Source organism: Lentzea sp. NPDC037011 (genome assembly GCF_055607425.1).
The window spans coordinates 73,369-98,927 of the sequence record NZ_JBVJRT010000021.1; the positions used below are offsets into that span (position 1 = coordinate 73,369).

Genomic DNA, 25,559 nt, shown 5'->3' on the forward strand with positions numbered 1-25,559 from the left:
CACGGGTACTGGGGGAAGGGGGTGCGGGGACCTGCGGCGGGGTCAGGCCACGTCGCGGTCGCGGCCTCGCCGGCCGGCGACCCGGCCGCCGATCTGGATGCGGTCGATCCGGCCGCTGCGCGGATCGCGCAGGAAGCGGCCGGGGTGACCGGTCGCGCCGCCGGCGAGCTCGGTCACCGAGAACACGAACCCGTCGTGGACCGCGAGCCGCGCGGCCGGTTCGTCGTCGACGACCAGGTGCAGCTCGTCGCCCCGCACGACGACCGAGAAGGCGGTGTCGCCGTTGACGTACGTGCCGGTGCACTCGCCCGGGATGGACGCGCGCGGTTCGGCGTTGATCGTCGCGGCGCTGTCGGCGAGGTCGATGCCGGCCGCGCGCAGCTCGGGCAGCAGGTCGCGCCAGAGGGCGGCACCCGTCGAGGAGTTCGCGGTCAGCGCGACGACCGTGCCGGACGCGGGGTTGAGCCGCAGGTGGCAGGACGTGCCGTCGGCGGTGCCGTCGTGGCCGAACCAGCCGGCGCCGTGGCTGCGGAACAGGGCGAGCCCCAGCCCCCAGCCGTCGGCCAGGCCGAACGGGTCCGCTCCGGGCACCGGCCTGCGCATCTCGGCGAGGTGCTCGGGCGTGACCAGGCCGGGGTCGATGCCGCCGTGTCGCGGGTCGAGGTGCATCCGCGCGAGCTCGACCAGGTCCGCGGCACTCGCGGTGAGCCCGCCCGCCGGCGCCTCGACCGGCGTCAGCTCCTGCTCGACGGGCCGCACCAGCCGCAGCGCGCGGTTGACGGTGTGCCCGCTGGCGGCCGGGGTGACGTCCTCGGCGCCGGCGATGAACCCGAGCTCCAGACCGAGCGGCTTGAGCAGCACGGCGCGGAGCGCCTCCGCCCACTCCATGCCGGTGACCGCCTCGATCAGGCGTCCGACCAGGGCGTAGCCGGTGTTGGAGTAGGAGAACCCGGCTCCCGGCGGCTGCACGACGTCCCGCACGGAGGCCGCGAGCGCCGCCCGGTCGTCGGCGGCGATGAGCTCCGACTGCAGGCCGCCGGTGTGGCTCAGCAGGTGGCGGGCGGTGAGGACGTCGGCATTGGCGCCGAGGGCCTGCCGCAGCTCGGGCAGGTACTCCACGACCGGCTCGTCCAGGTCGACGTCACCGTCGGACACCAGAACCATCAACAGCGTCGCCGTGAATGTCTTGGTGATTGACCCGATGGGCACCTTGCTGTCCCGCCGGACCGCGCAACCCGTACCGTGCCGCTCTTCTCCGAACTCGAATTCAAAGGCCTCACCGCCGCACCGGACCACGAGCTGTGCGCCCGGTACGTCGTTGGCGAGAGCCGCTCGTTCGAGCACCCCGCGTAAGTGGTCCACCATCACCCTTCCGTAGAACTCCGCAAAAAGCTGAATACCTGGGCACATATAACCCATGACAAACCTTGGTACCCGCCGCAACCGCACCTCACACAAATTCCACGCTGTCCCGAATAACATTCGGAATCCATGCACACGATCGACAGCAGGACAGCGTCGAACAACTCCGCAGATCAATGCCTGCGGAGTCCCGAAGTGAGTTCTGCGGTGTACGGCGAACTGTGCGCCGGGCCCTGCCGCAGCGGGCGCCGTTCACCTGGCCGTCGACTCCGGCCGCCCCTGCGGACAACGGCGAGTGATCAGCCGTTCTGTTCGGCCGCCATCTGTTCACGCAGGCTACGGGGCCGCATGTCGGTCCAGACGGTGTCGACGTGGTCCATGCACTCCTGCCGCGACCCCTGCTTGCCCTCGGCACGCCAGCCGTGCGGGACCTCTTTGCCCAAAGGCCACAACGAGTGTTGCTCCTCGTCGTTCACGAGGACCTGGTAGGTGTCGTCGGTCACAACTTTCTCCTTCTTCTGTCGATCGTCAGCAGCGGATGCGGACGTGCCGGAGCCCAGCCGAATCCCGATCATCCGAGGGAACCCGCGCAGAAACCAGCCACGAACGCAATCCGAGGACAACAGTGTCTCCCCGACACTGCCGCAAACACCGCCGAAAGGAGCATTCTTGATATGTCCACATTCCGACATCAAAAGTTCATATGTTTAGGAATCTGCAACATCGGGAAGCGGGGCGTTACCCGAGAGTTCCTTGCTTTTCCCGCAGGCAGGACGGCCAGGAGCTGCCCATCGGATTCGACCCGTCAATGCGGGTAGGAGCGGTACGTGGCAAGACAACCCGCACCACAAAAGGACTTCGACGGACTGTCCCGTGAATCCCCGCGGCGGAGACGTCGCCGCGGCGTTCTGTCCATCTGGAGTGGAATGACGAGCGCGGTGCCTCGGCCGACGCGAACTCAGCCGGCCGGGCACCGCGCGGCTCACACGAGCGTGCTGTCCACGAAGCACCAGCGCCAGGCCTCGCCCGGCTCGAACGAGCGGATGATCGGGTGCCCCTCCTCGGCGAAGTGCTTCGAGGCGTGCTTGGCCGGCGAGGAGTCGCAGCAGGCGACCTTGCCGCAGCCCAGGCACAGGCGCAGGTGGACCCACCTGCCTCCGGTGGCCAGGCAGTCCTCGCAGCCCTCCGTCGTGCTGGGGGTGGGCTCCGGGCCCAGGTCGGCGACGTGTTCGCAGGTGGTGGTGGTCACGGCCCGACGGTACCTCCATTGCAGCTTTCAACAACTTCTGGTGTTTGACTGGGCGCATGACGACTGCCGGTCGCGTCGCGCGGCCTTCGATTCTCACGGTGGACGACGACCCGGCCGTGTCCCGGTCGGTGGCGCGCGACCTGCGGCGGAAGTACGGCGAGCAGTACCGCGTGGTGCGGGCGGAGTCCGGGCCGCAGGCGCTGGAGGCGCTGCACGAGATCAAGCTGCGCGGTGAGGAGGTCGCGGCGCTGCTGGCCGACCACCGGATGCCGCAGATGAGCGGCATCGAGTTCCTCGAACAGGCGATGGACGTGTTCCCGCAGGCACGGCGGGTGCTGCTGACCGCCTACGCCGACACCGACGCGGCGATCCAGGCGATCAACGTCGTGGACCTCGACCACTACCTGCTCAAGCCGTGGGACCCGCCGGAGCAGAACCTCTACCCGGTGCTCGACGAGCAGCTGCGGGCGTGGGCGGTGAGCGACCGGCAGCCGCCGCAGCGGGTGCGGGTGGTCGGGCACCGCTGGTCGCCGCGGTCCTACGAGGTGCGCGACTTCCTGGCGCGCAACAACGTCCCGTTCCGCTGGCACGCGCTCGACGAGCCGGAGGCGCGCTGCCTGCTGACCGCGGCGCACCAGGACGGGACGACGCTGCCGGTCGTGGTCACGGCTTCGGGCAAGGCACTGGTCGACCCGTCCGACGCGGAGCTCGCCGCCGAGGTGGGCCTGAGCACGCAGCCGTCGGCCGACTTCTACGACCTGATCGTCGTCGGCGGCGGTCCCGCGGGCCTCGGTGCCGCGGTGTACGGCGGGTCGGAGGGCCTGCGGACCGTCCTGGTGGAACGGATCGCGACCGGCGGCCAGGCCGGTACGAGCAGCCGCATCGAGAACTACCTGGGCTTCCCGGACGGCGTGTCCGGCGGGCAGCTGACCGAACGGGCCCGCAGGCAGGCGGTGAAGTTCGGCGTGGAGCTGCTCACCACCCGTGACGTCGTCGCGCTCGAACGCCGGGGTGCCGCGCGAGTCGTGCGGTTCGGCGACGGCACCGAGCTCTCCGCCCACACCGTCATCCTCGCCACGGGGGTGTCGTACCGGTTGCTGAACGCGCCCGGCCTCGGCGAGCTGACCGGCCGGGGCGTGTACTACGGCGCCTCGACGACCGAGGGCCCGAACTGCGCGGGCCAGGACGTGTACCTGGTCGGTGGCGCGAACTCAGCGGGCCAGGCGGCCGTCTACTTCTCCGGGCACGCGCGCAAGGTCGTGATCCTGGTGCGCGGCGACTCGCTGGAGCAGTCGATGTCGCGGTACCTGATCGACCAGCTCGACGCGATCGGGAACGTGGAGGTCCGCCCCCACACCGAGGTCTGCGGCGGCGCGGGTGAGGGCCACCTGGAGACGCTGACGCTGCTGAACAACAAGACCGGCGAGACGACGGCGGTCCCGGCGACCTGGCTGTTCGCGTTCATCGGCGCCGCCCCGCGCACGGACTGGCTGGACGGCACGCTGGAGCGCGACGAGCACGGCTTCCTGCTCGCCGGGCCCGACCTCGGCACCTCCCCGCCCGGCTGGGACCTGGAGCGGGCGCCGTACCACCTGGAGACGAGCCTGCCCGGCGTGTTCGTGGCGGGCGACGTCCGCGCGGAGTCGGTGAAGCGCGTCGCGTCCGCGGTCGGCGAGGGCGCCATGGCCGTCACGCTGGTCCACCGCTACCTGGAGAGGTCCTGATGCAGCGGCTCACCCCGGCGGAACTGCGCGAGCTGTTCCTGTTCGAGAAGCTCGACGAAGCGCAGCTGGACTGGCTGGCCGCCCACGGTCACGTCGAGACCCGCGCGGCGGGCACCCCCGTGCTCACCGAGGGCGAGCCGGCGACGTGCTTCTTCGTGCTGCTGGGAGGAACCGTCGCGCTGTGCCGCACCATCGGCGGCCAGCGCATCGAGGTGAGCCGCAGCGACCTGCGCGGTTCGTACTTCGGCGCCACCCAGGCCTACCTGGAGCTCGACCAGCCCACCTACCAGATGACCGTCGAGTCGATCACGGCCACGTCGATGCTGCAGTTCGACGCCGACGAGTTCGGCCCGATGGTCCGCACGTGGTTCCCGATGGCCATGCACCTGCTGGAGGGCCTGTTCTGGGGCATGCGCAACACCCAGGCGACGGTGGGCCAGCACGAACGCCTCACCGCGCTCGGCGCGTTGTCCGCAGGCCTGACCCACGAGCTGAACAACCCGGCCGCGGCCGCCGTGCGTGCCACCGCGGCCCTGCGCGAACGCGTCGCGGGCATGCGCCACGAACTGGCCCTGCTCGCCCAGGGCGCGCTCGACCCGTCCGAACTGCCGGCGTTGGTGAAGCTGCAGGAGAAGGCGGTCGAACGGGTCGCCAAGGCACCGAAGCTCAGCCCGCTGGAGACCAGCGACGCCGAGGACGAGGTCTCCGACTGGCTCGACGACCACGGCGTCAGCGGCGGCTGGGACGTGGCACCGGTCCTGGTCGCGGGCGGCCTGGACGTCGAGTGGCTGGCGACCTCGCTGCTGCCGTGCCCGGCGGCCGTCACCGGTTCGGCCGTGCACTGGCTGCGGTACACGGTCGAGACCGAGATGCTGATGAACGAGATCGAGGACGCCACCACGCGGGTGTCCACCCTGGTCGCCGCCGCAAAGCAGTACTCGCAGATGGACCGCGCACCGTTCCAGGTGGTCGACGTGCACGAGCTGCTGGACTCCACCCTGGTCATGTTCGGCGGCAAGTTCGGCGACGTGCGGGTGGTGAAGGACTACGACCGGACACTCCCCTCCGTCCCCGCCTACGCCGGCGAGCTGAACCAGGTGTGGACGAACATGATCGACAACGCGCTGAGCGCGATGGGCGGGTCGGGCACGCTGACCTTGCGGACGTTCCGGCGGGACCGGCACCTCGTGGTGGAGATCGGTGACACCGGCCCCGGCATCCCGGCGGCGGTGCGGAGCCGGATCTTCGAGCCGTTCTTCACCACCAAACCGGTCGGTGAGGGCACCGGGCTCGGGCTGGAGATCTCCTGGCGGATCGTGGTGAACAAGCACCACGGCGACATCCGGGTGGAGTCACAGCCGGGTGACACGCGGTTCCAGGTCCTCCTTCCGCTGGAAGCTGCTGTAGGAGCCTGACCCTCCTGCGGCCGTCAAGGTGATCTCCGCGCTCCGCGGCACCACGTCGTTGCCCCGCTGGACGGGCAGTACCGCATCGGCGCGCAGCGCGGTGACCGCGTCGGCGATGTCGTCCGCGAGCCGGCGGGCGAGCACGTCGGAGAGGTCGTTGCGGCAGACGATCCGCGCGACCGTGACGTCCGCCTGGTCGGCCGGGAGTGCGTAGGTGGGCACGAGCCAGCCGCGCCGGCGGAGGCGGTCGGCGAGGTCGGTGACGCTGAAACCGGCGTCGTGGTGGGTGGTGAACGCGACCAGGGGCAGGTGGTCCGTGCGGGAGACCACCCGCAGCTCGGGGAACTGGCCGAGGTGCGCGGTCAGCGCCAGGGCGAGGTCGCGGCAGCGCCGCATGACGGCCCGGTAGCCCTCCGCCCCCAGGCGGAGGAACTGGTAGTACTGCGCGATGACCGGTGCGACGGGCCGGGTGAACGACAGCGTCTGGGTGGACATGCGGCCACCGGTGTAGTCGGTCGAGAACCCGATCTCGGCGGGCACCACGCTCGGGTCGCGCCACACGATCCACCCCAGCCCCGGAGCGACGAGGCCGTACTTGTGCCCGGACGTGTTGATCGAGCTCACCCTGGGCAGCCGGAAGTCCCACACCAGCGCGGGGTCGAGGAACGGTGCCACCATCCCGCCGGAGGCCGCGTCGACGTGCACCGGCACGTCCACGCCGTCGCGGGCGCACCGCCGGTCCAGCGCGGCGCACACCTCCTGCACCGGTTCGTAGAAGCCGTCGTAGGTGGTGCCGAGCACGGTCACCACGCCGATGGTGTCGCTGTCGCACAGGTCGGCCGCGATCTCCGGGTCGATGCCCGAACCGCCTTCCCGCACCGGGACCTGCCTCGCCTCGACGTCCCAGTAGGCGCAGAACTTCGCCCAGCACACGTGCACGGCGGTGCTCATGACCAGGTTGGGCCGCCTGCCGGAGCCGCCGGCGCGGGAGCGCCACCGCATCAGCATCGCGAGCCCGCCGAGCATGCAGGCCTCGCTGGAACCGCCGGTCGACGTGCCGACCGCGCTGTCCGGGCCGGGGGCGTGCCACAGGTCGGCGAGCGCCGCGACGCACCGCTGCGCCAGGTCGGCCGTGTGCAACGGCTGCACGCCGTCGACGGTGTTGTGGTAGAGGAAGTCGGCCATCAGCCGTTCGGCCTCCGGCTCCATCCCGGTGGTGATGAACGTCGCCAGGTTCTGCTGTGGCCGCACGTCCGGGCGCAGCTCGTCCTGCACCGCCTGGTACGCCGTACCCGCCGCCGTCGGCTCCTGCGGCAGCCGCCAGCCGGTGGAACTTCTCTGCAGCTCAAACATCACACACCTCAACTGGAGATCGGAGGAACATCAGCCGGCCGCCTTCTCGAAGCTCTTCGGCAGCGGTACGGGAACGGTCGGGGAGAGCAGGTGCTCGGCGCGCAGGTCGGACCAGACGCCGGCGGGCACCTCGCCGGCGGCCATCGCGACGTTCTCGGTGACCTCGGCCGCCGACCGGGCACCGACCACGACCGCCCGCACCGCCGGGTGCCCGAACGGGAAGTGCAGCGCCGCCCGCGGGAGCGGGACGCCGTGCCGGCGGCAGACTCCGGCGATCCTGCGGGCGCGCTCGACCAGCGCGGGCGGTGCCGTCGTGTAGTCGTGCGTGGCGTCGGCAGGGACCTCGTGGCGGGCCAGCAACCCGGAGTTGAAGACACCGGCCGCCACCACGGAGACGTCCCGTTCCGCGCACAGCGACAGGAAGTCCAGGGTCGCGGCGTGTTCGAGCACCGTGTACCGGCCGGCCAGCATGACGTGGTCCAGGGGATGCGCCAGCACGAACGGCTCCGCCACCTCCCACCGGTTCACGCCCACGCCGATCCCGCGGACCACGCCCTGGGCCTTCAGCTCCGCCAGGGCCGGCAACGCCTCGCGCAGGACCTGCTCGGCGTGGTCGTCCGGGTCGTGGACGTAGACGAGGTCGACCCGGTCCAGGCCGAGCCGCGTCAGCGAGGCCTCCAGCGAGCGGCGCACCCCGTCCGCGCTGAAGTCCCACACCCGGCGGTGGGTCGCGGGCACCGCGAAGCCCTCGGCCAGGTCATCACCGCCGCTGTCACGGGGTTCCAGCAGCCTGCCGACCTTGGTGGAGATGACGAACTCCGACCGGGGCCGGTCCGCGAGCGCTGCCCCGAGCCGCCGTTCCGACAGGCCGAGGCCGTAGTGCGGGGCGGTGTCGAAGTACCGGACACCGGCCTGCCACGCGGCGTCGACGGTGGCGCGGGCGTCCACATCGGACACGGGGCGGTACAGGTTCCCCAGTGCGGACCCGCCGAGGCCGAGGCCGTGGATCACGGCAGCTCCCACACGAACTTCGCGGCCGAGCTGCCCGAGTCGTAGTCGAGCGGGGCGTCGAGGAACTCGTCCATCCTCTGCTGCCACGGGATGTCCGCCGGGTGCCCGTGCATCTTCTCCATCATGGCCGCGTAGTCGTCCACCTCGACGACGTGGAACAGGTCGAGACCGCTGCGCCAGATCCGCCACGACCGCACCCCCGCCGCGCGCAGCGCCGCGTCGAGGTCGTCGGGAATCCGGGCGTGCGCGGCCTCGTAGGCGGCTTCCTTGCCCGGCTTGAGCCTGGTGTGCAGGGCGACTGTCTCCATGGTGCCGGTACCTTCCGATCGGGTTGCCGGGGACGCGGGTCAGGGTGCGGGGGTGGACGCGGCGCGTTCGGCGAGCTTTCGCTCCACCAGCGGTTTGAGGAACGCGAGCCCTGCCCGCGCGTCGTGGTCGGGGTCGATCCCGCGGCGGTGGAACCCCGTCTCGGCCGTGAGGTAGCCGTCGAAACCCGTGTCGAGCAGGGCGTCGACCAGGCCCTCCCAGTCCTCGTCCCCGGAACCGGCCGGCAACCGCGTCTGCGTTCCCCTGGTGTCGGCGATGTGGATCTGGTGCAGGTCGGCGCCCATCAGGTGGACCTGGTCGGTGAGCGACTCCCGCCGGTAGCGGACGTGGCTGCAGTCGAACATCACCTTGACGTTCGGCCGTGCGATGTCCTCCATCAGCTCCATGGCGTCCTCGCCGCTCTCGCACAGGTTCGAGTTCTCCGCGAGCGGCTCGACCACCACCGTGAGGCCGTACTGCGCCGCGTCGTCGGCGACCAGGGCCAGGCATTCGCGCGACCACGCCCAGGCCTGCCGCCGCCGGGTGCCGAACACGACCCAGCCTGGCAGGTAGACCACCGCTCCGGCGCCCCACTCGGCGCACAGCTCGTTGATCGCGCGGTAGTGCTCCACGGTCGCTTCGCGTTCCTCGGCCATCGGAGAGCTCGGGTTGTAACCGGGTCCCCCGGTGGGCGCCGGGCCGATGCCGGAGACCTCCACGCCGTGGTCGTCGAGCAGGCTGCGCACCTCGCGCCGCCGGGCCGGGCTCAGGTACGGCGGAAAGGCGTGCGGTGCGGCGGCACCGATCTCGATGCCGTCGAAGCCGATGCGCGCCAAGCGCTTGACGGTCTCGTCCAACGTGTACGCGGGGACCCAGCTGCCGAAGCTGGAGTAGGACCAGGTGTGGTAGCCGAACTTGATCGCCATGAGCTTCCGCCTCTCGAAGGGGTCAGCGTTCGAAGAGCTCTCGGAGGTGCCCTCCGAGGAAGACGCCGTCCGGGTCCCAGGCCCTGCGCAGCTCCTGGAACCGGTCCCACTCCGGGTAGCGCGCGGCCAGCTCCCGGCCCGTGCGGAAGTGGACCTTGGCCCAGTGCGGGCGGCCGTCGAAGTCCCACAGCACCGAGTCCACGGCGCGCAGCGGTGCGACCCACCCCTCGGGGTCCCGTGCTGTCACGGGGTGCGTCACGCCGATGTGGCAGGTGGTGGCCTGCCTGCTCGGGCTGAGCCAGGCGGTGTCCGCGGCGGTGAAGCGGATGTCCACGGGTGCGCAGACGCGCAACCTGCCTCGGCGCACCTCCCCGGCCAGGGCGCGGACGGCGTCGGCCGCCCGGTCGAACGGGACGCTGTACTCGGTGCCCTGCACGGGTGGCGGCAGGTGGTGCAGGAGCGCGTCGTCGCACCGCATGACCTGCGCACCGCCCCGGCCGGCGGCCACAGCGGCCGCGTAGTGCGCGGCACCCGCGACCCGCGACGACCAGGAGTTGTTGCACAGGGCCGAAAGCAGGGCACCGGGCGGTCCCGGTGGCTGGGTCGGTGGCTCGTCCGTCGGCGCCGCCTCCCAGACGATCGCCTGGGAGGTGTGCGGGTACCACCAGAAGCCGCCGAAGTGGACTCCGCGGAACTCGTCGAGGTTCGCCAGCACCTCCGCCAGCGGCCTGCGCCGGACCACCTTGCGCAACCGGTGGCCGGGCACGACGGTGAAGGTGAGGTCCAGGACCACGCCGAGGCACCCCAGGTGCACGCGGACGCCGTCGAGCTCCGGGTCGTCCCGCGTGATCGTGCGCACCCGGCCGTCCGCGGTGAGGATCCGCGCCGCCACGACGTGGCTGGAGAGCGTGCCGAGCCGGGGACTGCTCCCGTGCGTGGCCGTGGCCACCACGCCGGCCACGGTCTGCTCGTCGATCGCGCTCTGGTTCGGCAACGCGAAGCCCGCCGCGGCGAGCTCCCGGTTCAGCTCGCGCATCGTCGTGCCCGCCCTCACCGTGACCGTCATGGCCGCCGGGTCGACGGCGACGACACCGCGGTGGTGGCGCAGGTCGACCAGCGTCCGGCCGGTCGGTGCGACGAGGTTCGCGTAGGAGTGTCCGGAGCCCACCACGCTGATGCCGCGTGCGCGTGCGGTGTCGTCGAGCACGATGTCGCGCAGCTGGTCCGCGGTGTCCGGAGCGAGGAGGCGGTCCGCGATGCCGCGGACCGCCCCGCTCCAGTTGGACCACGCCGTGCGCCGGTGTTCCCCGGTGGTGATCTCCGGTCCTGGTGTCACCCGCGGTGCGTCGGTCATCTCTACCTCGTGGTCAGCCGCTCGGCGAACTCGGCCGTCGTCATCCGCTCGGCCTGGCGCGACTCGAAGTACCACTCGGTGAGCCGCTTGAGACCGGTGTGGAACGGCACCTCGGGCGCCCAGCCGAGCCGCTCGAACGCCATGGCGGCGGACGCGACCCGGTTGTAGGGGCCGGTCGGCTTGTCGGGCAGCGGCTTGATCTCCGTGTCGGCCTGGCCGGTGAACTCCAGGATCATCCTGGCGGCTTCCTTGACCTGGATCGGCTCCTCGGTGCCGAGGTTGATCGCGCTGCCGTCGTGGACGCGCTCCCCGGCGAGGACCAGGCCGCGCACGATGTCCGTGACGTAGGTCCAGTTGCGGATCTGCGTCCCGTCACCCCAGACCTCGAAGGGCTTCTGCTGGATGAACGCCCGGCCCACCATGGCGGTCAGGGCGTGGCTCTCCGGGCAGCGCTCGCCGTAGACCGTGAACAGGCGGCACGACACCGACGGGAACCCGAGCTCTGCGTGGAGCGCGGCGAGCCGCTGCTCGGTCATCAGCTTGGCCCAGCCGTAGATCCCGTCCGCGTGGAACGGCGGGCCCACCTGCGGTTCCGAGAGCCGGACCTCCTCGTTCACGTCGGCCTGCAGGTCGACCGGGTAGACGCAGCCGGAGGAGGCGAAGACGAAGTTCTCCACGCCCGCGTCGACCGCCGCCTGCGAGACCACGCCGTCCAGGACGAAGTTGCGCGAGCACGCGGCCTGGTGCAGCTCGATGAACCCTCTGCCGCCGTGGATCGCGGCGAGGTGGAAGACGACGTCGATGCCGCGCATCACCTCGGCGGCGAGCCGCGGGTCGCAGAGGTCGCCCTCCACGAACTCCCAGGCGGACTCCGGAACGTCGCTGAGGTTCTCCAGACGTCCCGAGCTGAGGTCGTCGGCGACGCGCACCCTGGCACCGGCACCGACGAGGTGCTCCACCAGGTGCGATCCGATGAACGAGCAGCCACCGGTGACCAGCACTCTTTTACCGCGCCAGAATTCCTGCTGGGTCATGAGGAAATTCCATTCGTGAGATCGGGTGACGGGTATTTCCGCGCGGCTGCCGGTGGGAGTTCCCGCCCGGCAGCCGGCCGTCGGCTGAAGGGAGTGTGTGACAGCCGGCATCGATCATCCAGAGCCCGTTCCAGTGTTCGGGACGGAATTCCGGCCAGGCCCGGCGGAGCGGAGTTCGTCCCACCGAACGGGACGGGAGGTGGTCCGGTGCGCAACAGGTCCATACCTTCCAGCGCGAACGCGATCACCGGAAGGCGGAGGACGATGCCTGGACCGCTCAACCCCGTGCAGTCGGACGCACTGCCCGCGGCACCCGTGCTCGACTGGCGCGACGGCCCCGGCACCGGAGGCCACGCCTGGGTGCCCGAGGAGCTCTACCGCGAGATCCTGGAACGGATGCCCGTCGTCTGCGTCGACACGCTCGTCGTCCGCGCCGGCGAGGCGCTGCTCACCCGGCGCAGCCAGGAACCCCAGGCGGGTTCCCTGTGGTTGCAGGGCGGGCGCATGCGCAAGGGCGAGCAGCTCGCCGAGGCCGCGGTGCGCACGGCCGAGCAGGAGTCAGGGCTGAGCGTGACCCTGTGCGGTGTGCTGGGGACGTTCTCCACCGTCTTCGAGGCCTCTGCGCACGGCGACTCCCCCACCCACACCGTCAACGTCACCTTCCTCGCCCTGGCCGAGCACGACGCCCGGCCGCGGGTCGACAGCACGCACGACGCCTTCGTCTGGTGGCCGCTGACGGAGCCCACCGGGAACGCCTACCTCGACCAGCTCCTCGCGCTGGCGGCGGAGCAGCTGGGCGTCGCCGGGCGGAGCTGAATTCACCCGGTGTCGCAATTCTGTGAATGTGCGCGGCATTCCGGTATTCGGCAATGGCGATTTCCTCGGACGACCCAACGGTTGGAACGCGGGCTTCTGGCATTGCCGCGACGTCATTAGCTTGGACTTCAATCCCTGCTCTGCCCGATGACGGGCGCGTCGAAACGGAGTCCTCGGTGTTCGCAGTGCATGTCCTTCCTGATGATCTCGGCCGATTCGCTGGATCGAGCGGCGATCTCAACCCGTTGCACCTGGACGCGGACTACGCGTCCAGGAGCGGGTTCGGCGCGGAGGTGGCGCAGGGCGCGCTCACCGTCCTCCACGCGGTGGCGGGCCTGCCCCCGCAGGACGCTGCGGCGGTGCGGCGGGTCCGGGCGCGCTTCCACGCCGCGGTCTACCCGGCGCAGTCGTACTCCCTGGACGTGGCGCGCACCGGGAACGGGGGTGTGCGGCTGGAGGTGTCGGACGGCGGGCAGCCGGTCGCGACCGTGGACGTCGAACTGGGCGGCACGGTCGGCGCCGGGGTCGGCGCGGTGCGCGTGGGATCGGGAGAACGCAGGCAGCAGGCCGCTGACCGGGTCCCGGCGGAGCTCCGGGTGGGACAGCGCATCCCGGTGTCCTACCGCAGCGATCCCGGTGACTTCACGAGCCTGCTCGACCGCATCGGCAGCGGTGTGCGGGAAGAGGTCGCGCGACTGCTCGGCTGGGCGAGCTACCTGGCGGGCATGGAGGTCCCCGGCCGGCAGTCGCTCATCTCCTCGCTGACCGTCGAGCTCGACCCGGCCGCGACCGGCGACGGCTCGATCCACGTCACGGCCGTGGACGAACGCCGTGACATGGTGCGGTTCGGCGGTGCCCTGCCCGGTCTGGGGCGCGTCGAGCTGGCCGTCGTCGCCAGGGCCGTTCCGGCCGAACCGGACGCGCACGTCCTCGCCGCCGCCCTCGCCCGCCAGGACGTCGAGCTGGAGGGCAAGGTCGCCGTGGTCACCGGTGGCAGCCGCGGCTTCGGTGCCGCGTTCGCCGCCGCACTGGCCCTGCGCGGTGCGCACGTGTACGTCACCCACCGCCGGGACCCCGGTTTCCCGCCGGAGCTGCTGGCCGGTCTGGGAACGGCCGCCGAGCGCGTGCACGCGGTGCGTTCCGACGCGGCCGACCCCGCCGGGTGCGCACGGCTGCGCGACCACGTGCTCGCCCGGGAGGGCAGGCTGGACCTGGTGGTGCTCAACGCGTTCCCGAGCTTCCAGCCGCTGTTGCCGGGACCGGACACCGCCGAGCGCGCCGCCGAGTACGTCGCCACGGCCGTCACCGCGGTGTCCGCGCCGCTGTCCGCTCTGGCCGAGCCGCTGTCGGCGGCCGGTGGTCAGGTCGTGCTCGTGTCCAGTGACGTGGTCGCCGGTGCCGCGCGGACCTGGCAGCACTACGTGGACGCCAAGCTCCGCTGCGAAGAGCTGCTGCGCACGACGATCAGCGGGCACCCCGGTCTCGGCGGGCTGGTCCTGCGGCCCCCGAGGATGGACACCGGGTTCTCGCCGACCGTTCGCGGGGTCGTCGACGGGCTCGCCGTCGAAGCGGTCGCCGCGGCCGCTGTGGGTGGGCTCGGTCAGGTGAGCGCCGGCCGGGTCGAGGTGCTGGAGTCCTTCGCACCGGCGGCCCTGGGTGTGCCGCCGACGGCGAACGCCGCCGCACCCTCACCCGAGCCGACCACGGACCCCGCGGCGGACGGCGCCGTGCTCGCCGTCGCCGCGACCTTCACCACCGACCCGCTGGCGGCACCCCTCACCGCGTGGTGCCGCGACCTCGGTCTCGGCCTGCGCCCGGTGCTCGCACCGTTCGGCCAGGTGTTCCAGGAGCTGCTCGACCCCGCCGGCACCCTCGGGTCCGCGCGGTCGGGATGTGCGGTGGTGCTGGTGCGCTTCGACGACTGGCCGGCCGAGGAGACCGAGCGCACCCTGGGCGAGCTCGCGGAGGCCGTGCGGTCGTTCGCCGCCCGGGCCCGCGTCCCGCTGCTGCTCCGCGTCTGCCCCAGCCCGTCGGTCACCGGCGCGGACCCGCGCCAGCACCGGCTCTTCGCCGACCTGGGCGACACCTCCGGGGTGCACCTGCTCGGCGCCGAGGACTGGCACGGTGGCACCGATCCCGGTGACGTGCACGACGAGGCCCGCTACCGCATGGCGCACCTCGCCTACACGCCGGCGGGGTACGACGCCCTGGCCACGGGGATCGCCCGCTCGGTGCACGCCCTGCTCGCCCGGCCGTTCAAGGTGCTCGTCCTCGACTGCGACAACACCCTGTGGGCTGGTGTGGCCGGCGAGGACGGCCCGGAAGGGGTCCGGCTCACCGGCGGTCACCGCCACGTGCAGGAGTGGGCCGTCGCCCTGCGCGAGCAGGGGGTGCTGCTCGCCCTCGCCAGCAAGAACGACCCGGAGACCGTGGACGCGGTCTTCCGCGCCCGCCCCGAGTTCCCGTTGCGGTCCGACCACGTCGCCGCGCGGGCGATCGGGTGGGACCCCAAGCCCGTCGGCCTGGCGCGGCTGGCCGCGGAGCTGAACCTCGGCCTCGACAGCTTCGTCTTCCTCGACGACAACCCGGTGGAGGTCGCCCAGGTCCGTGCCGCGTGCCCCGGCGTGCTGGCGCTCACCGTGCCCGCCGACGAGGAGGAGATCAAGCCGTTCCTGGACCGGATGTGGGCCTTCGACCGCCTGGTGGTGACGGAGGAGGACCGCGGTCGCGCGGCCGCCTACGACGCCAACCGGGACCGCGGTGAGCTGCGCCGGTCCTCGCTGACCTTCGCCGACTTCATCGCGGGCCTCGACCTGGTCGTGGACATCACGCCCGCGGCGGAGGCGGACCTGCGCCGGGTCGCGCAGATGACCCAGCGCACCAACCAGTTCAACTTCAGCACCGTGCGCAGGCAGGAGAACGAGCTGCGCGCCCTGCTGGCGGAACCGGGCGTGCGCTGCCTGGTGGTGCGCGCCACCGACCGCTTCGGCGACCACGGCGTCGTGGGCGCGGTGATCAGCCGGCAGGACACCGACGAGCTGGTCGTGGACACGTTCCTGCTCAGCTGCCGGGTGCTCGGCAGGGGCGTGGAGCACCAGGTCCTGGCGTCGCTCGGCTCGGGCACGGCCGTGAAGATCCGCCTGCCCTACGTGCCCACGGCCAAGAACGAGCCCGCCCGGCGCTTCCTCGACGGCGTCGCCGACGGGGCACCGGCGGCCGGGGGCACCGACTACCTGCTGACGGCGGAGCAGGCCGCCGGGGTCCGCTTCGACCCGGAGTCGGCCGTCCTGGCGGACGACGCCCCCGCGGCCACCGCGGTCGCGGTGGTCGACGCGGGACCGCGGCTGAGCACGCTCGCCGCACTGGCCGAGAACCCGGCCGGCGCCCGTGAACCCGGCGAGGTCGCGGGTGTCGAGCAGCACGACGCCCTTGCGCTCGTGATCGACGCGCTGACCGACGTGCTCGCACTGCCTCGGGGAGCGGTGACGGCGGACAGCGCGCTGGCCGGTCTCGGTGCCTCGTCGCTCGCCCTGGTCGAGGCCGCGGTCGCGTTGCAGGCGCACTTCGGTGCCCTGGAGCTGGAGGTGTTCTACGAGCACCGCACCGTCGGCGACCTCGCTGCCTCCCTCGGCCCGGTCGTCCACCGGCCGCAGTCGTCCGCCGCCGCTCCGGCGGAGGACGTGGAGCCCCTCGTGGACGGCCTGGTCCGCGGTGCGCAGCAGGCGCTGGAGGCGTTCCACGCGCTCGGACAGGAGCAGGTCGACCACATCGTGGCGAAGGCGGCGCGTGCCGCCGCCGCGAGCCACCTGGACCTCGCCGTGCTGGCGGTCGCCGAGACGGAGCGCGGAGTCGTCGAGGACAAGGCGGTGAAGAACCTCTTCGCCGCGGAGCACGTCACCAACAGCATGACCGGCATGCGCACCGCGGGAGAGGTCCGCCGCGACGAGCTCACCGGCCTGGTGGAGATCGCCGAACCCGTCGGTGTGGTGTGTGCGATCACGCCCGTCACGAACCCGACCTCGACCGTCGTGTTCAAGGCCCTGATCGCGCTCAAGACCAGGAACCCGATCATCTTCGCCTTCCACCACCTGGCGCCCCGCTGCGGTGCCGAGGCGGCCCGCATCGTGCGCGACGCCGCCGTCGCGGCCGGTGCGCCCGCGCACTGCGTGCAGTGGGTGGAGACGCCCAGGCGTGCGGTCACGCAGGCGCTGATGAACCACGACGGCGTCTCGCTCGTGCTGGCCACCGGCGGCAACGACGTCGTGCGCGCCGCGCACTCGGCCGGCAAGCCGGCGATCGGCGTGGGAGCGGGCAACGTGCCCGCGTTCATCGCCGCCGACGCCGACCTGGCCCGCGCCGCGCACGACGTCGTCCTGTCGAAGAGCTTCGACAACGGCATGACGTGCGCAGCCGAGCAGACGCTGCTGATCGACACCGGGGTGTGGGACCAGGCCGTGGACAGCCTGCGGACCCGGCTCGCGCACGTGCTGACCGCGCAGGAGAAGCGCGCGCTGGAGGACTTCCTGTTCGGCCCGGACGCGCGCAGGGAGGGCAAGGTGTCCGTCAACCCGGCCGCCTCCGGCCGTTCGGCGCACTGGATCGCCGGCCGCGCCGGGTTCAGCGTCCCCGAGCACACCACGCTCCTGCTCGCCGAGGTCGCTGACATCGGCCCGGACGAACCGCTGACCAGGGAGAAGCCGTGCCCGGTGGTCGCGCTGCTGCGCGTGGCAGGAGCCGAGGAGGGCATCCGGCGGGCCGCTGAGGTCGTCGAGTTCCACGGCAGGGGCCACACGGCGGTCGTGCACACCGCCGACGAGCGGCTGGCTGAGCGGTTCGGCAAGGGCGTCAAGGCCGTGCGGGTGGTGTGGAACTCACCGGCGGCGCAGGGCGGCATCGGTGATCTCTACAACGCGTTCCTGCCGTCGATGACCCTCGGCTGCGGCAGCTACGGCGGCAACTCGGTCTCCGGCAACGTGACCGCGGCGAACCTGCTCAACATCCGCCGCATCGCCCGCCGCAACAACAACATCCAGTGGTTCAAGGTGCCGCCGAAGATCTACTTCGAGCCGAACTCGATCCGCTACCTCGGCGAGATGACCGGGGTGCACCGGGTGAGCATCGTGACCGGTCGCACGGTGGCCAAGCTCGGCTACGCGGACAAGGTGCGGTCCGTGCTGGCCGGCCGCTCCGAGCCCGTGGCCGTCCAGCTGATCGACTTCGTCGAGCCGGAACCGTCGCTGCAGACCGTGCAGCGCGGTGCGGAGATGATGCGCGAGTTCCAGCCGGACACCATCGTGGCCATCGGTGGCGGGTCCTCTTTGGACGCCGGGAAGCTCATGTGGCTGTGGTACGAGCACCCCGAGGTCGACTTCGCCGAGGCGAGGGGCCGGTTCGCCGACATCCGCAAGCGCCTCTACCGCTTCCCCGAACCGGAGCGCGCCAAGCTCGTGTGCGTGCCGACGACGTCGGGCAGCGGTTCGGAGGTCACCCCGTTCGCGGTGGTCACCGACCGGGAGACGGGCCGCAAGTACCCGCTGGCCGACTACGCGCTGACCCCGAGCGTGGCCATCGTCGACCCGGTGCTCGTGCGCTCGCTGCCCGCCGGGCTCGCGGCGGACTCCGGGTTCGACGCGCTCACCCACGCGACCGAGGCGTACGTCTCCGTCTACAGCAACGACTTCACCGACGGGCTGTGCCTGCAGGCGATCAAGCTGATCTTCGAGAACCTCGAGGACTCCGTGCTGCTCGGAGCGGAGAAGGCACAGGAGGCCATGCACAACGCGGCCACCATCGCCGGCATGGCCTTCGGCAGCGCGTTCCTGGGCATCGTCCACGCCATGTCGCACACGCTCGGCGCGACCTTCGGCCTGGCGCACGGCCGGACCAACGCGCTGTTGCTGCCGCACGTGATCCGCTACAACGGCCAGCCCCCCGCGAAGCTCACCGGCTGGCCCAAGTACGAGAACTACCAGGCACCGCAACGCTTCCAGCACATCGCCCGCACCCTGGGGCTGCCCGCGGCCACGCCGGAGGAGGGAGTGCGCTCCTACGCCGCCGCGATCGAACGGCTGCGCTCGGCCGTCGGGCTGCCCGCCTCGTTCGCGGAGGCGGGGGTGCCCGAGGCGGCGTTCCTGAGCTCGCTGCCGCAGCAGGCCCTCAACGCGTTCGACGACCAGTGTGCTCCGGCCAACCCCAGGCAGCCGGTCCTGGCCGACATGGAGGAGCTGATGCGCACCGCCTACGCCAACGGGGCGGTGGACCTGGAAGACGTGCGCGCCGCGGCCCACAGCGGCCGCTGATCCGGTCCCGGTGGGTCCGCCCCGCGCGGACCCACCGGGATTGTGGCGTTTCGAGACGTGACTCTCCGGGTCACGTCTCGTTTGGGGTGCCCGGGACGTGATCGCGGAGGCAGACCCCGGGGGCCAGGCGGGCAGTGCGCAATCGGGCGCACTCCTGCCCGCCGTGCCGAAGTCGCGCGGCGAACTCGCCTTCCGCACGCGGTGCCCCGGCGCGCCCGGCACCGCTCCCGCGGTGCCGACGGCCGTCACCGCGGAGACCGCCAGGGGGCATGGCGACCGGTCCGCTGTGGAGTCCGGGCTCCCCCGGCTTGCCGAGCAACGTCGTCGCTGGTCACGGCCTTGATGCGCAGTCAAACGCACACTTCCGGCCATTCCACCCGCGCGGGCTCACCGGCTGCGCTGAACCACCGCGCGACCGGATGGTGTGGACACGCCCGACGACACCTCGCGCACAAGCGTTCCGGCACCGCACGCGCACCGCCGGAGCCCGGTGACCACGGCCTGTTCGCCGCCGATGTGGACGCGACGGCGACTGGCGCGGCTGTCGTACTGTTCGCCTCGAAGCGCTGGTGGACGTCGAGGCAGCCGGAGGCAACGTGCTCAAGGAACCCGAGGGCCTGCTGTGGCCGGTGGCACCCGCATCCACCCCGCGGGCCGAGCCGGGCGGGATGGACGGCGGCCTGGTCGCGCACTCGCACGGGCAGCGGCTCGACCACGCGCTGAGCAGGGTCACCAGCGGGTTGACGGCGACTGGCCCCTGTCGCAAACTCCCGTCCAATTCGAATTTGCACGCGGTCATGGCCGAGGGGTTCACCCGGCGCGACAGGGCGGCGCAGCAGGCCTGAGCCAGGCCGCGGCGTCGCTGGTGCTCACCAACCGGACCGACTCACGACGGAGCTCCGCAGATGGCTCAGCAGCGCAACGAACCGCACAGGACTTCCTCTGACGCACCCCGGTCGGTCCACCGGGGCAAGGAACTCGGCCGGTTGCTCAGCGCGCTCACCGCGGCGGAGACGAACAGGCCGGCGGTGGTGCTGGTGGAGGGCACCACCGGCGTCGGCAAGACGACGCTGCTGGGCGAGGTGGCGGACGCCGCCAGGGCACGCGGGTTCCAGGTGGCCGGTGCCGCGACGTCCACTCTGGACGGTTTCATGTCGTTCTCCGTCGTCCGGCAGCTGTTCGAGAACCTCACCGCGGGGCCGGAGGCCGGCGTCCTGGAGTCGATCCTCGGTGTGGACGGTCAGCCGGAAGCCGGCAACCGCACCGCGGCGGGGCTCGACGAGCCGGCGACCCACCAGACGTACCACGAGCTCTACCGGCTCGTGAGCGGCCTCGCCGACCGCGGACCGGTCTGCTTCGTCGTCGACGACCTGCAGTGGGCCGACGCCTCGTCGTTGCAGTGGCTCAACTACCTCATGCGGCGGGCGACCAAGCTGCCGCTCGCCGTGCTGCTCAGCTGCACGACCGGGATCTACCCCGCGGACCCGCTCCAGATCGCGGAGATGCAGATCTACGCCACCCGCGTGCGGATCGGCGGTCTCACCGCGGACGAGGTGTCGACGTTCGCCGAACCGGTGCTCGGCAGCCGGCCGGAACCTGAGGCCGTCACAGCCCTGCACGCGGCCACGGGCGGGAACCCGCTGCTCCTCCACTCCCTGCTGGAGACGACCGGGGAGTTCTCCGTGCAGGAGATCCCGTCCTCGTACGGGGTGGAGGAGCTGGGCGAGTCGGTGCTCGCACGGCTACACGGCGAGCCCGAACCACTGCTCCGGCTGGCCAGGACGATCGCGGTCGTGGAACCCCCGGACCTCGGGCTCGCGGCCGAGGTCGCCGGGATGACGGTGCCGGAAGCCACCGACGGCGCCGACCGGTTGACGCGGATGGGGCTGCTGACCGGCGCCGCCAAGCCGGCGTTCACCCACTCCGTGTTCACGGACGCGATCACGAGCTCGATCACGCGCGCGGTCAGGGACGACCTCCACGCACGGGCCGCCGCGAGCCTGCACGCGTCCGGTGCACGAGCGGCGCTCGTCGCGCGGCACGTCCAGTGCACCTCCGCGAAGCTCGGCCGGTGGGCCGCCGACGCGCTCCACCGGGCAGCGGACCAGTTGCTGCACGACGGTGACGCGACCACCGCCGCGAGCTTCCTCACCAGGGCGCTGCAGGAGCACGTGCCGGCCGAGCTCAGGACGAAGCTGCTCGTGAAGCTCGGCCACGCCGAGTCGTTCTTCGACCCCTACCAGGCGGCCACGCACCTCAAGCAGGCGTTGGAGGACATCGAGGAACCCGAGCTCCTCCTCGACGTCACCTCGCTGCTGTCCAGGACGCTCTGCCTCGACGGGCGCTACGAGGACGCGCGCGCGGCGTTGAGCGAGTCCATCGCCAGGATGTGCGCCTCCGCACCGGAGTTCTCCGCTCAGCTGCGCCTCGCGCTCCGCGTCACCCTGCCAACCGAGCAGTCCGAGCAGTCCGAGGAGCCCGACGCCGCTCCGGACCGCGTCGCGGTCGACTGGCGGCGCCGTGACGCCCGTGGCCGCGGGCTGGCCGCACTGGTGGCGGAGGACCTGAGCAACCGGGGCGAAGACCTGACGACGTCCCGCGAGGCCGCGCTGACCGCGTTGTCCGCGGGCGCGGTGTCGATCATGCATGACCCGCAGCGGATGATGGCCGCCATCAACTCGCTGATCAGGACCAACGAGCTCGACCTGGCCCTGCGGTACTCCAGCGAGGCGATCCTGGAAGCCCACCGCCAGAAGCTGGACCTGGTCTTCGTGCTGGGCCACACGCTGCGGTCGCGGGTGCACTTCCACCGCGGGGCTCTGGCCCAGGCGGTAGTGGACGCCCGGCTCGCACTGGCCAAGGCGCACCGGATGAACCTGCACCAGCGCCACCCCGGCCGCATCTGGCCGATGGACGCGCTCCTGTCCGCGCTGCTGCACCTCGGTGACGTCGAGGCGGCACGGGAGCTGGTCGAGCCCATCGGCCTCACCAGCCCGCTGCCGAACAGCTGGCACCACACCAGCCTCCTGCAGGGACGCGGTCACCTCCGCATGCGGCTGGGGGACGACGCCGGCGCGCTCACGGACCACCTGGAGTGCGGGCGGAGGCTGAAGTCGTGGGGTGCTCCCGGCCCCGCTGTGCTGCCGTGGCGCTCGTACGCGGCCGTTGCGCACCTCCACCTCGGTCAGTCGCTGGAGGCGGTGCAGCTGGCCCTCGAAGAGCTCGAACTGGCCAAGAAGTGGGCCTCCGCACCGAGTCTGGCCCGCGCGATGCTCACCGTCGGCATGGCGACCGGTGGCGCGGCGGCACTGCCGTGGCTCATGGAGGCCGAACACGTCCTGCGCAACACGCAGGCGTTGCTGCTGCGCGCGACGGTCCTGGTGGAGCTCGGGACGACGAGGTGGCGCCACGGGCAGCAGAAGCTCGCCAGGGAGGAGCTGGCCCAGGCGAAGGTGGCCGCGGAGCGGTGCGGTTCGCTGCCGTTGCTCACCAAGCTCGCCGAACTGCCGGCGGAGGCGGTGGGACGGTCCGGCGCCGGGCCGGCCGCTCCTGTTTCCGTTTCCGCGGGCTCTCCTTTGACGCCGCAGGAGCACCGCGTGGCGAGCCTGGTCGCCACGGGCTCCTCGAACGACGAGGTCGCCAGGAAGTTGTCCGTGTCGCGGCGGGCCGTCGAGTTCCACCTCACCCACGTCTACCGCAAGCTCGGCATCCAGCGGCGCACGCAGCTGGCGGCGATGTTCCACTCGACCGGCAGCAGCAGGTAGGGAACGGCTTCCCTCACGCAGGGCCCGCCACGAGGTGCGCCGAGATGCTGCGCAGCTTCGCGCAGGTCTCCTCGATCTCCCGCTCCGGCCGCGAGGACGCCACGATCCCGGCGCCCGCGCGCAGCCACCGCCGTCCCTTCCGCTCGTACACCGCGCGCAGGACCAGGCCCGCGTCCAGGAACCCGTTGTCCGACGCGAACAGCACGGCACCCGAGTAGACGCCCCGCGGCGCGGCCTCCGCCCGGGAGGTGAACTCACAGGCCGCTTTCCTCGGCGCACCCGAGATCGTGACGCCGGGGAACAGCAACTCCAAGGCGTCCCAGGAGGTCTTGCCCTCGGTCAGCCGGCCGCACAGTCGCGACGCCGGCTCGTCCACCACCACCGAGCCCGGCTCGCACACCTCGGTCAACCCGGCGAACGCGCACTCGACGGCGATCGCGTGGTCGTGCGCCTCGTCCGGGTCCGGCACCAGCTCGTCCACACGGGACTCCAGCCGCGGCCGCGTGGCGACCTTCCCGTCCGACCCGGCCTCCAGCACCGTCTGCGCGCAGAAGCCCGTCGTCGTCAAGCCGCCGATCGACAACAGGAACGACCGCTCCGGTGCGGTGGCCGCGCGCCCGGCCAGGTACGTCTCCACGAAGTCGACGGGCTCGTCCACGGGCACGCTGCGGGACAGGGTCACCTTGCGCAGCCCGGTCGAACGGATCTCCTCCACCGCCGCCAGCACCGCGTCGCGGTACCGGCCGCTGCCCGCGTCCAGGTCCACCGGCACGGTCGCGCGCCCCGGTGCCGGCGCGTCCTCGACCGGTGCGGTGCGCAGGTGTTCGAGCAGTGCGCCGAGCCGCGCGTCGCCGCCCCGCACCACGCTCGCCCTCCCGTCCTCGATGCGCACCTCCACCTCGGGCACCACGAGGTGCACGACCTCCGAGTCCCCGGCGAGGTCCGAGCGGTCGTTCAAAACGTGCACGGCCTCGAACGCGATCCAGCCGCACACCGTCCACTCGCGCAACGACAACCGCTCCAGCGCCGCACGTGCCGCGCGCACGGGCCCGCCGACGACCGGCCACGACTCCTCCACCGAGTCACGCCGAACCCGCACACGGGTCGCGTTCACGACGATCTCCACGCGCACGCCCCAGGTGACCGTCCACACGTCGCCGTGCTCGTAGACGAAGTAGGTGTCGAAGAAACCGGTGCGGATCAGTGCAGCGGCGAGCTCGGCGGACGACATCGGGGAGGGTTCCGTGAGAACGGCCATTACCAGCTCCTCGGGTGTCGCGGAGCAACCGCGACTCGGCGATCGGTCTTCCTGTCCACACCGGCCACCGCTCTTCCCCCAGCTCCACGGTGGTCCCTCGGTCCGGCAAGACCAGAATTGGCCCCAAACGAATCTATTCACGGCCGATCCACCCGGTCAAACGGCCGTGCCAACCGATGGAACTTTTCGGACATCAACCGGGCAGTAACACCGAGTATTCGCAACATTCACTCTTTCGCGTACGGGTTTGTGGAACTCCGTAGCTACACGACGCGACGCCCTCAATACGGTGTGGTGGAACCCACAGGCGAAAGAAGATTAACCGTGATCACCAGCCAGAACACCGCCTTGGAAGCCCCCGCGACCGTGCCGGCACCGCGAGACCCTTCGCGACGCACTGCGGCCACGAAGGTTTTGTCCGTGCTCCAGGCCTTCGGTGCGTGCGACGGCGCGGCGTCGCTCACCGAGCTCACCCGCTACTCGGACCTCCCGAAGTCCACAGTTCACCGCATGGTCGGTTTCCTGCGCGCGGAGGGACTCGTCGAGATGATCGACAACCGGTTCCTCCTCACCACCAAGATCACCGAGTTGTCGACCGCCGTTCCGCTGGAGATCTCCGACCACACCAGGGAACGGCTGCTGCCGGTGCTCGCGGACCTCTACGAGTCCACTCGCGAGGCCGTCCAGCTCTCCGTCCTGTGCGGCACCACGGCGCGCGTCGTCGAACGCCTGCACGGCAGGCAGTCGAGCGAGCTCGCGACGCGGCTGCGCGGTCCCCTCCCCCTGCACTGCACCGCACCGGGGAAGATCCTCCTGGCCGGCGACCCCGGTCTGCTCCCCGTGCTGTGCGCCCACGGGCTGGAGGCGCTCACCCCCGCTTCCATCACCTCCGCGGGGGTGCTGCAGTCCGCGCTGACCGGTGTGCGCAAGCACGGCGTCGCCTTCGACCGCAGCGAGTGGCTTCCCGGCTTCACCGGTGTCGCAGCCCCGGTGTGGGGACCCGGCCCGACCCTCGTCGGCGCGATCTCCGTGTTCGGGCCCGTGCAGCGCCTCAGCCCGGACGCCGTCGCGCGCCGCGTCCACCACGCCGCCGAGACCGCGTCCAGGGAGCTCCACTCCGCTCCCCCGTCCGCGGGTCACCGACTCGCCGGATGAGCACGACCGCCCGTCGACATCAGCCGTTCCACAAAGGAGTGGCCGGTGGTGCCGACCGGCGTCAGAGCGCTCGTGCGATGGCGATGTTGCCCGCGAGCCGGTCTCCTGCTTCGTAGATCATGTACTCGTGGCCTTGGTAGGTGCCGAACGAGGGTGCGGCGGAGCGGCCGTTGTCGGGTGCGCCGGTGAGGGAGTCGTGGAAGACGCCGAGGTGGCGGCGCTGGGTGAAGTCGCGGCCGAGTTCGGTGATGAGGATGTTGCCGCCGCTGCCGATGTCGGTGTTGTAGACGACGTAGGCGCTGTTGTTGCGGAAGAGCAGGTGGGGTCCGCCGATGTTGACGGCGCCGACGTCCTGGTGGCGGACGAGCGGGGTCTGGGAGAAGGTCCAGTCGCGGGCGTTGGGTGACCAGCCCCAGCCGATGTCGCGGTGGTTGGTCTTGTTGTTGGTCATGAAGACCATGACGTAGCGGGCGCCGCGTGCGGGCAGGTCGTGGCGGAAGACCCTGGCGTAGGAGGTCTCGGTGGTGCCCGCGGGCATCAGC

17 protein-coding genes and 1 pseudogene are annotated in these 25,559 nt (G+C 71.6%); 7 read left to right on the top strand and 11 right to left on the bottom strand.

The genetic code is table 11. The features are described from left to right. Positions 1 to 42 precede the first annotated feature (42 nt). From ACZ7CH_RS38765 to ACZ7CH_RS38775, 3 genes are all read right to left on the bottom strand, one after another. Complete coding sequence (locus ACZ7CH_RS38765; protein ID WP_470376222.1) at positions 43 to 1,410, bottom strand: serine hydrolase domain-containing protein; 1,368 nt, start codon at positions 1,408 to 1,410, stop codon at positions 43 to 45. A gap of 251 nt (positions 1,411 to 1,661) precedes the next feature. Then, on the bottom strand, positions 1,662 to 1,865 hold the full coding sequence (locus ACZ7CH_RS38770; protein ID WP_360400043.1) for an MbtH family protein: 204 nt from the start codon (positions 1,863 to 1,865) through the stop codon (positions 1,662 to 1,664). A gap of 479 nt (positions 1,866 to 2,344) precedes the next feature. After that, positions 2,345 to 2,611 carry a UBP-type zinc finger domain-containing protein gene (locus tag ACZ7CH_RS38775; protein WP_360400046.1) on the bottom strand — a complete coding sequence of 89 codons (267 nt, stop codon included), beginning with the start codon at positions 2,609 to 2,611 and terminating at the stop codon, positions 2,345 to 2,347. Positions 2,612 to 2,667: 56 nt separating this feature from the next. On the opposite strand from ACZ7CH_RS38775, the gene ACZ7CH_RS38780 reads away from it, so the two are divergent. Together ACZ7CH_RS38780 and ACZ7CH_RS38785 are read left to right on the top strand one after the other, a co-directional pair. Then, a complete protein-coding gene (locus tag ACZ7CH_RS38780) occupies positions 2,668 to 4,335 on the top strand; it encodes an NAD(P)/FAD-dependent oxidoreductase (RefSeq protein ID WP_360400049.1) in 1,668 nt (555 codons plus the stop codon). Next, positions 4,335 to 5,750 (top strand): ATP-binding protein, encoded by a 1,416-nt coding sequence (locus tag ACZ7CH_RS38785; protein WP_470376223.1) that lies wholly within the window; start codon positions 4,335 to 4,337, stop codon positions 5,748 to 5,750. Before ACZ7CH_RS38780 ends, ACZ7CH_RS38785 begins: the two co-directional genes overlap by 1 nt. On the opposite strand, the gene ACZ7CH_RS38790 is transcribed toward ACZ7CH_RS38785, so the two are convergent. The 6 genes from ACZ7CH_RS38790 to ACZ7CH_RS38815 are packed head-to-tail and all read right to left on the bottom strand — an operon-like array spanning position 5,688 to position 11,725. Then, positions 5,688 to 7,094 (bottom strand): glutamate decarboxylase, encoded by a 1,407-nt coding sequence (locus tag ACZ7CH_RS38790; protein ID WP_360400055.1) that lies wholly within the window; start codon positions 7,092 to 7,094, stop codon positions 5,688 to 5,690. The genes ACZ7CH_RS38785 and ACZ7CH_RS38790 overlap by 63 nt on opposite strands. 30 nt (positions 7,095 to 7,124) lie before the next feature. Continuing rightward, positions 7,125 to 8,105, bottom strand: a complete 981-nt coding sequence (locus ACZ7CH_RS38795) for an aldo/keto reductase (RefSeq protein ID WP_470376224.1) — start codon at positions 8,103 to 8,105, stop codon at positions 7,125 to 7,127. Continuing rightward, positions 8,102 to 8,413, bottom strand: a complete 312-nt coding sequence (locus tag ACZ7CH_RS38800; protein WP_470372069.1) for an L-rhamnose mutarotase — start codon at positions 8,411 to 8,413, stop codon at positions 8,102 to 8,104. Before ACZ7CH_RS38800 ends, ACZ7CH_RS38795 begins: the two co-directional genes overlap by 4 nt. Before the next feature lie 39 nt (positions 8,414 to 8,452). Further along, the gene (locus ACZ7CH_RS38805; protein ID WP_470376225.1) at positions 8,453 to 9,337 is read right to left on the bottom strand and encodes a sugar phosphate isomerase/epimerase family protein; all 885 of its coding nucleotides are present in this window, start codon (positions 9,335 to 9,337) and stop codon (positions 8,453 to 8,455) included. 22 nt (positions 9,338 to 9,359) lie between these two features. Beyond that, complete coding sequence (locus ACZ7CH_RS38810; protein ID WP_360400067.1) at positions 9,360 to 10,691, bottom strand: D-arabinono-1,4-lactone oxidase; 1,332 nt, start codon at positions 10,689 to 10,691, stop codon at positions 9,360 to 9,362. Between the two features lie 2 nt (positions 10,692 to 10,693). Then, entirely contained in the window at positions 10,694 to 11,725 is a 1,032-nt protein-coding gene (locus ACZ7CH_RS38815) for an NAD-dependent epimerase/dehydratase family protein (RefSeq protein WP_360400070.1), read from the bottom strand. 264 nt (positions 11,726 to 11,989) lie between these two features. Between ACZ7CH_RS38815 and ACZ7CH_RS38820 the strand changes: the two genes are divergently transcribed. The 4 genes from ACZ7CH_RS38820 (at position 11,990) to ACZ7CH_RS38835 (ending at position 22,604) form a co-directional block, all read left to right on the top strand. Next, the gene (locus ACZ7CH_RS38820) at positions 11,990 to 12,541 is read left to right on the top strand and encodes an NUDIX domain-containing protein (RefSeq protein ID WP_360400073.1); all 552 of its coding nucleotides are present in this window, start codon (positions 11,990 to 11,992) and stop codon (positions 12,539 to 12,541) included. A 176-nt stretch (positions 12,542 to 12,717) separates the two neighbouring features. Further along, positions 12,718 to 18,840: a bifunctional acetaldehyde-CoA/alcohol dehydrogenase gene (gene adhE / locus ACZ7CH_RS38825; RefSeq protein WP_470376226.1), complete on the top strand. Its 6,123-nt coding sequence runs from the start codon at positions 12,718 to 12,720 to the stop codon at positions 18,838 to 18,840. A gap of 569 nt (positions 18,841 to 19,409) precedes the next feature. Beyond that, positions 19,410 to 19,685 carry a hypothetical protein gene (locus tag ACZ7CH_RS38830; protein WP_360400079.1) on the top strand — a complete coding sequence of 92 codons (276 nt, stop codon included), beginning with the start codon at positions 19,410 to 19,412 and terminating at the stop codon, positions 19,683 to 19,685. Between the two features lie 60 nt (positions 19,686 to 19,745). Next, positions 19,746 to 22,604 (top strand): helix-turn-helix transcriptional regulator, encoded by a 2,859-nt coding sequence (locus ACZ7CH_RS38835; protein ID WP_470376227.1) that lies wholly within the window; start codon positions 19,746 to 19,748, stop codon positions 22,602 to 22,604. Positions 22,605 to 22,617: 13 nt separating this feature from the next. Here the strand turns inward: ACZ7CH_RS38835 and ACZ7CH_RS38840 are convergent, their stop codons facing one another. Continuing rightward, positions 22,618 to 23,862: a chorismate-binding protein gene (locus tag ACZ7CH_RS38840; RefSeq protein ID WP_360400085.1), complete on the bottom strand. Its 1,245-nt coding sequence runs from the start codon at positions 23,860 to 23,862 to the stop codon at positions 22,618 to 22,620. A 366-nt stretch (positions 23,863 to 24,228) separates the two neighbouring features. On the opposite strand from ACZ7CH_RS38840, the gene ACZ7CH_RS38845 reads away from it, so the two are divergent. Continuing rightward, positions 24,229 to 25,017 (top strand): IclR family transcriptional regulator, encoded by a 789-nt coding sequence (locus tag ACZ7CH_RS38845; protein WP_470376228.1) that lies wholly within the window; start codon positions 24,229 to 24,231, stop codon positions 25,015 to 25,017. Positions 25,018 to 25,078: 61 nt separating this feature from the next. Here the strand turns inward: ACZ7CH_RS38845 and ACZ7CH_RS38850 are convergent. Further along, positions 25,079 to 25,559, bottom strand: a pseudogene (locus ACZ7CH_RS38850) (hypothetical protein); the annotation flags it as partial.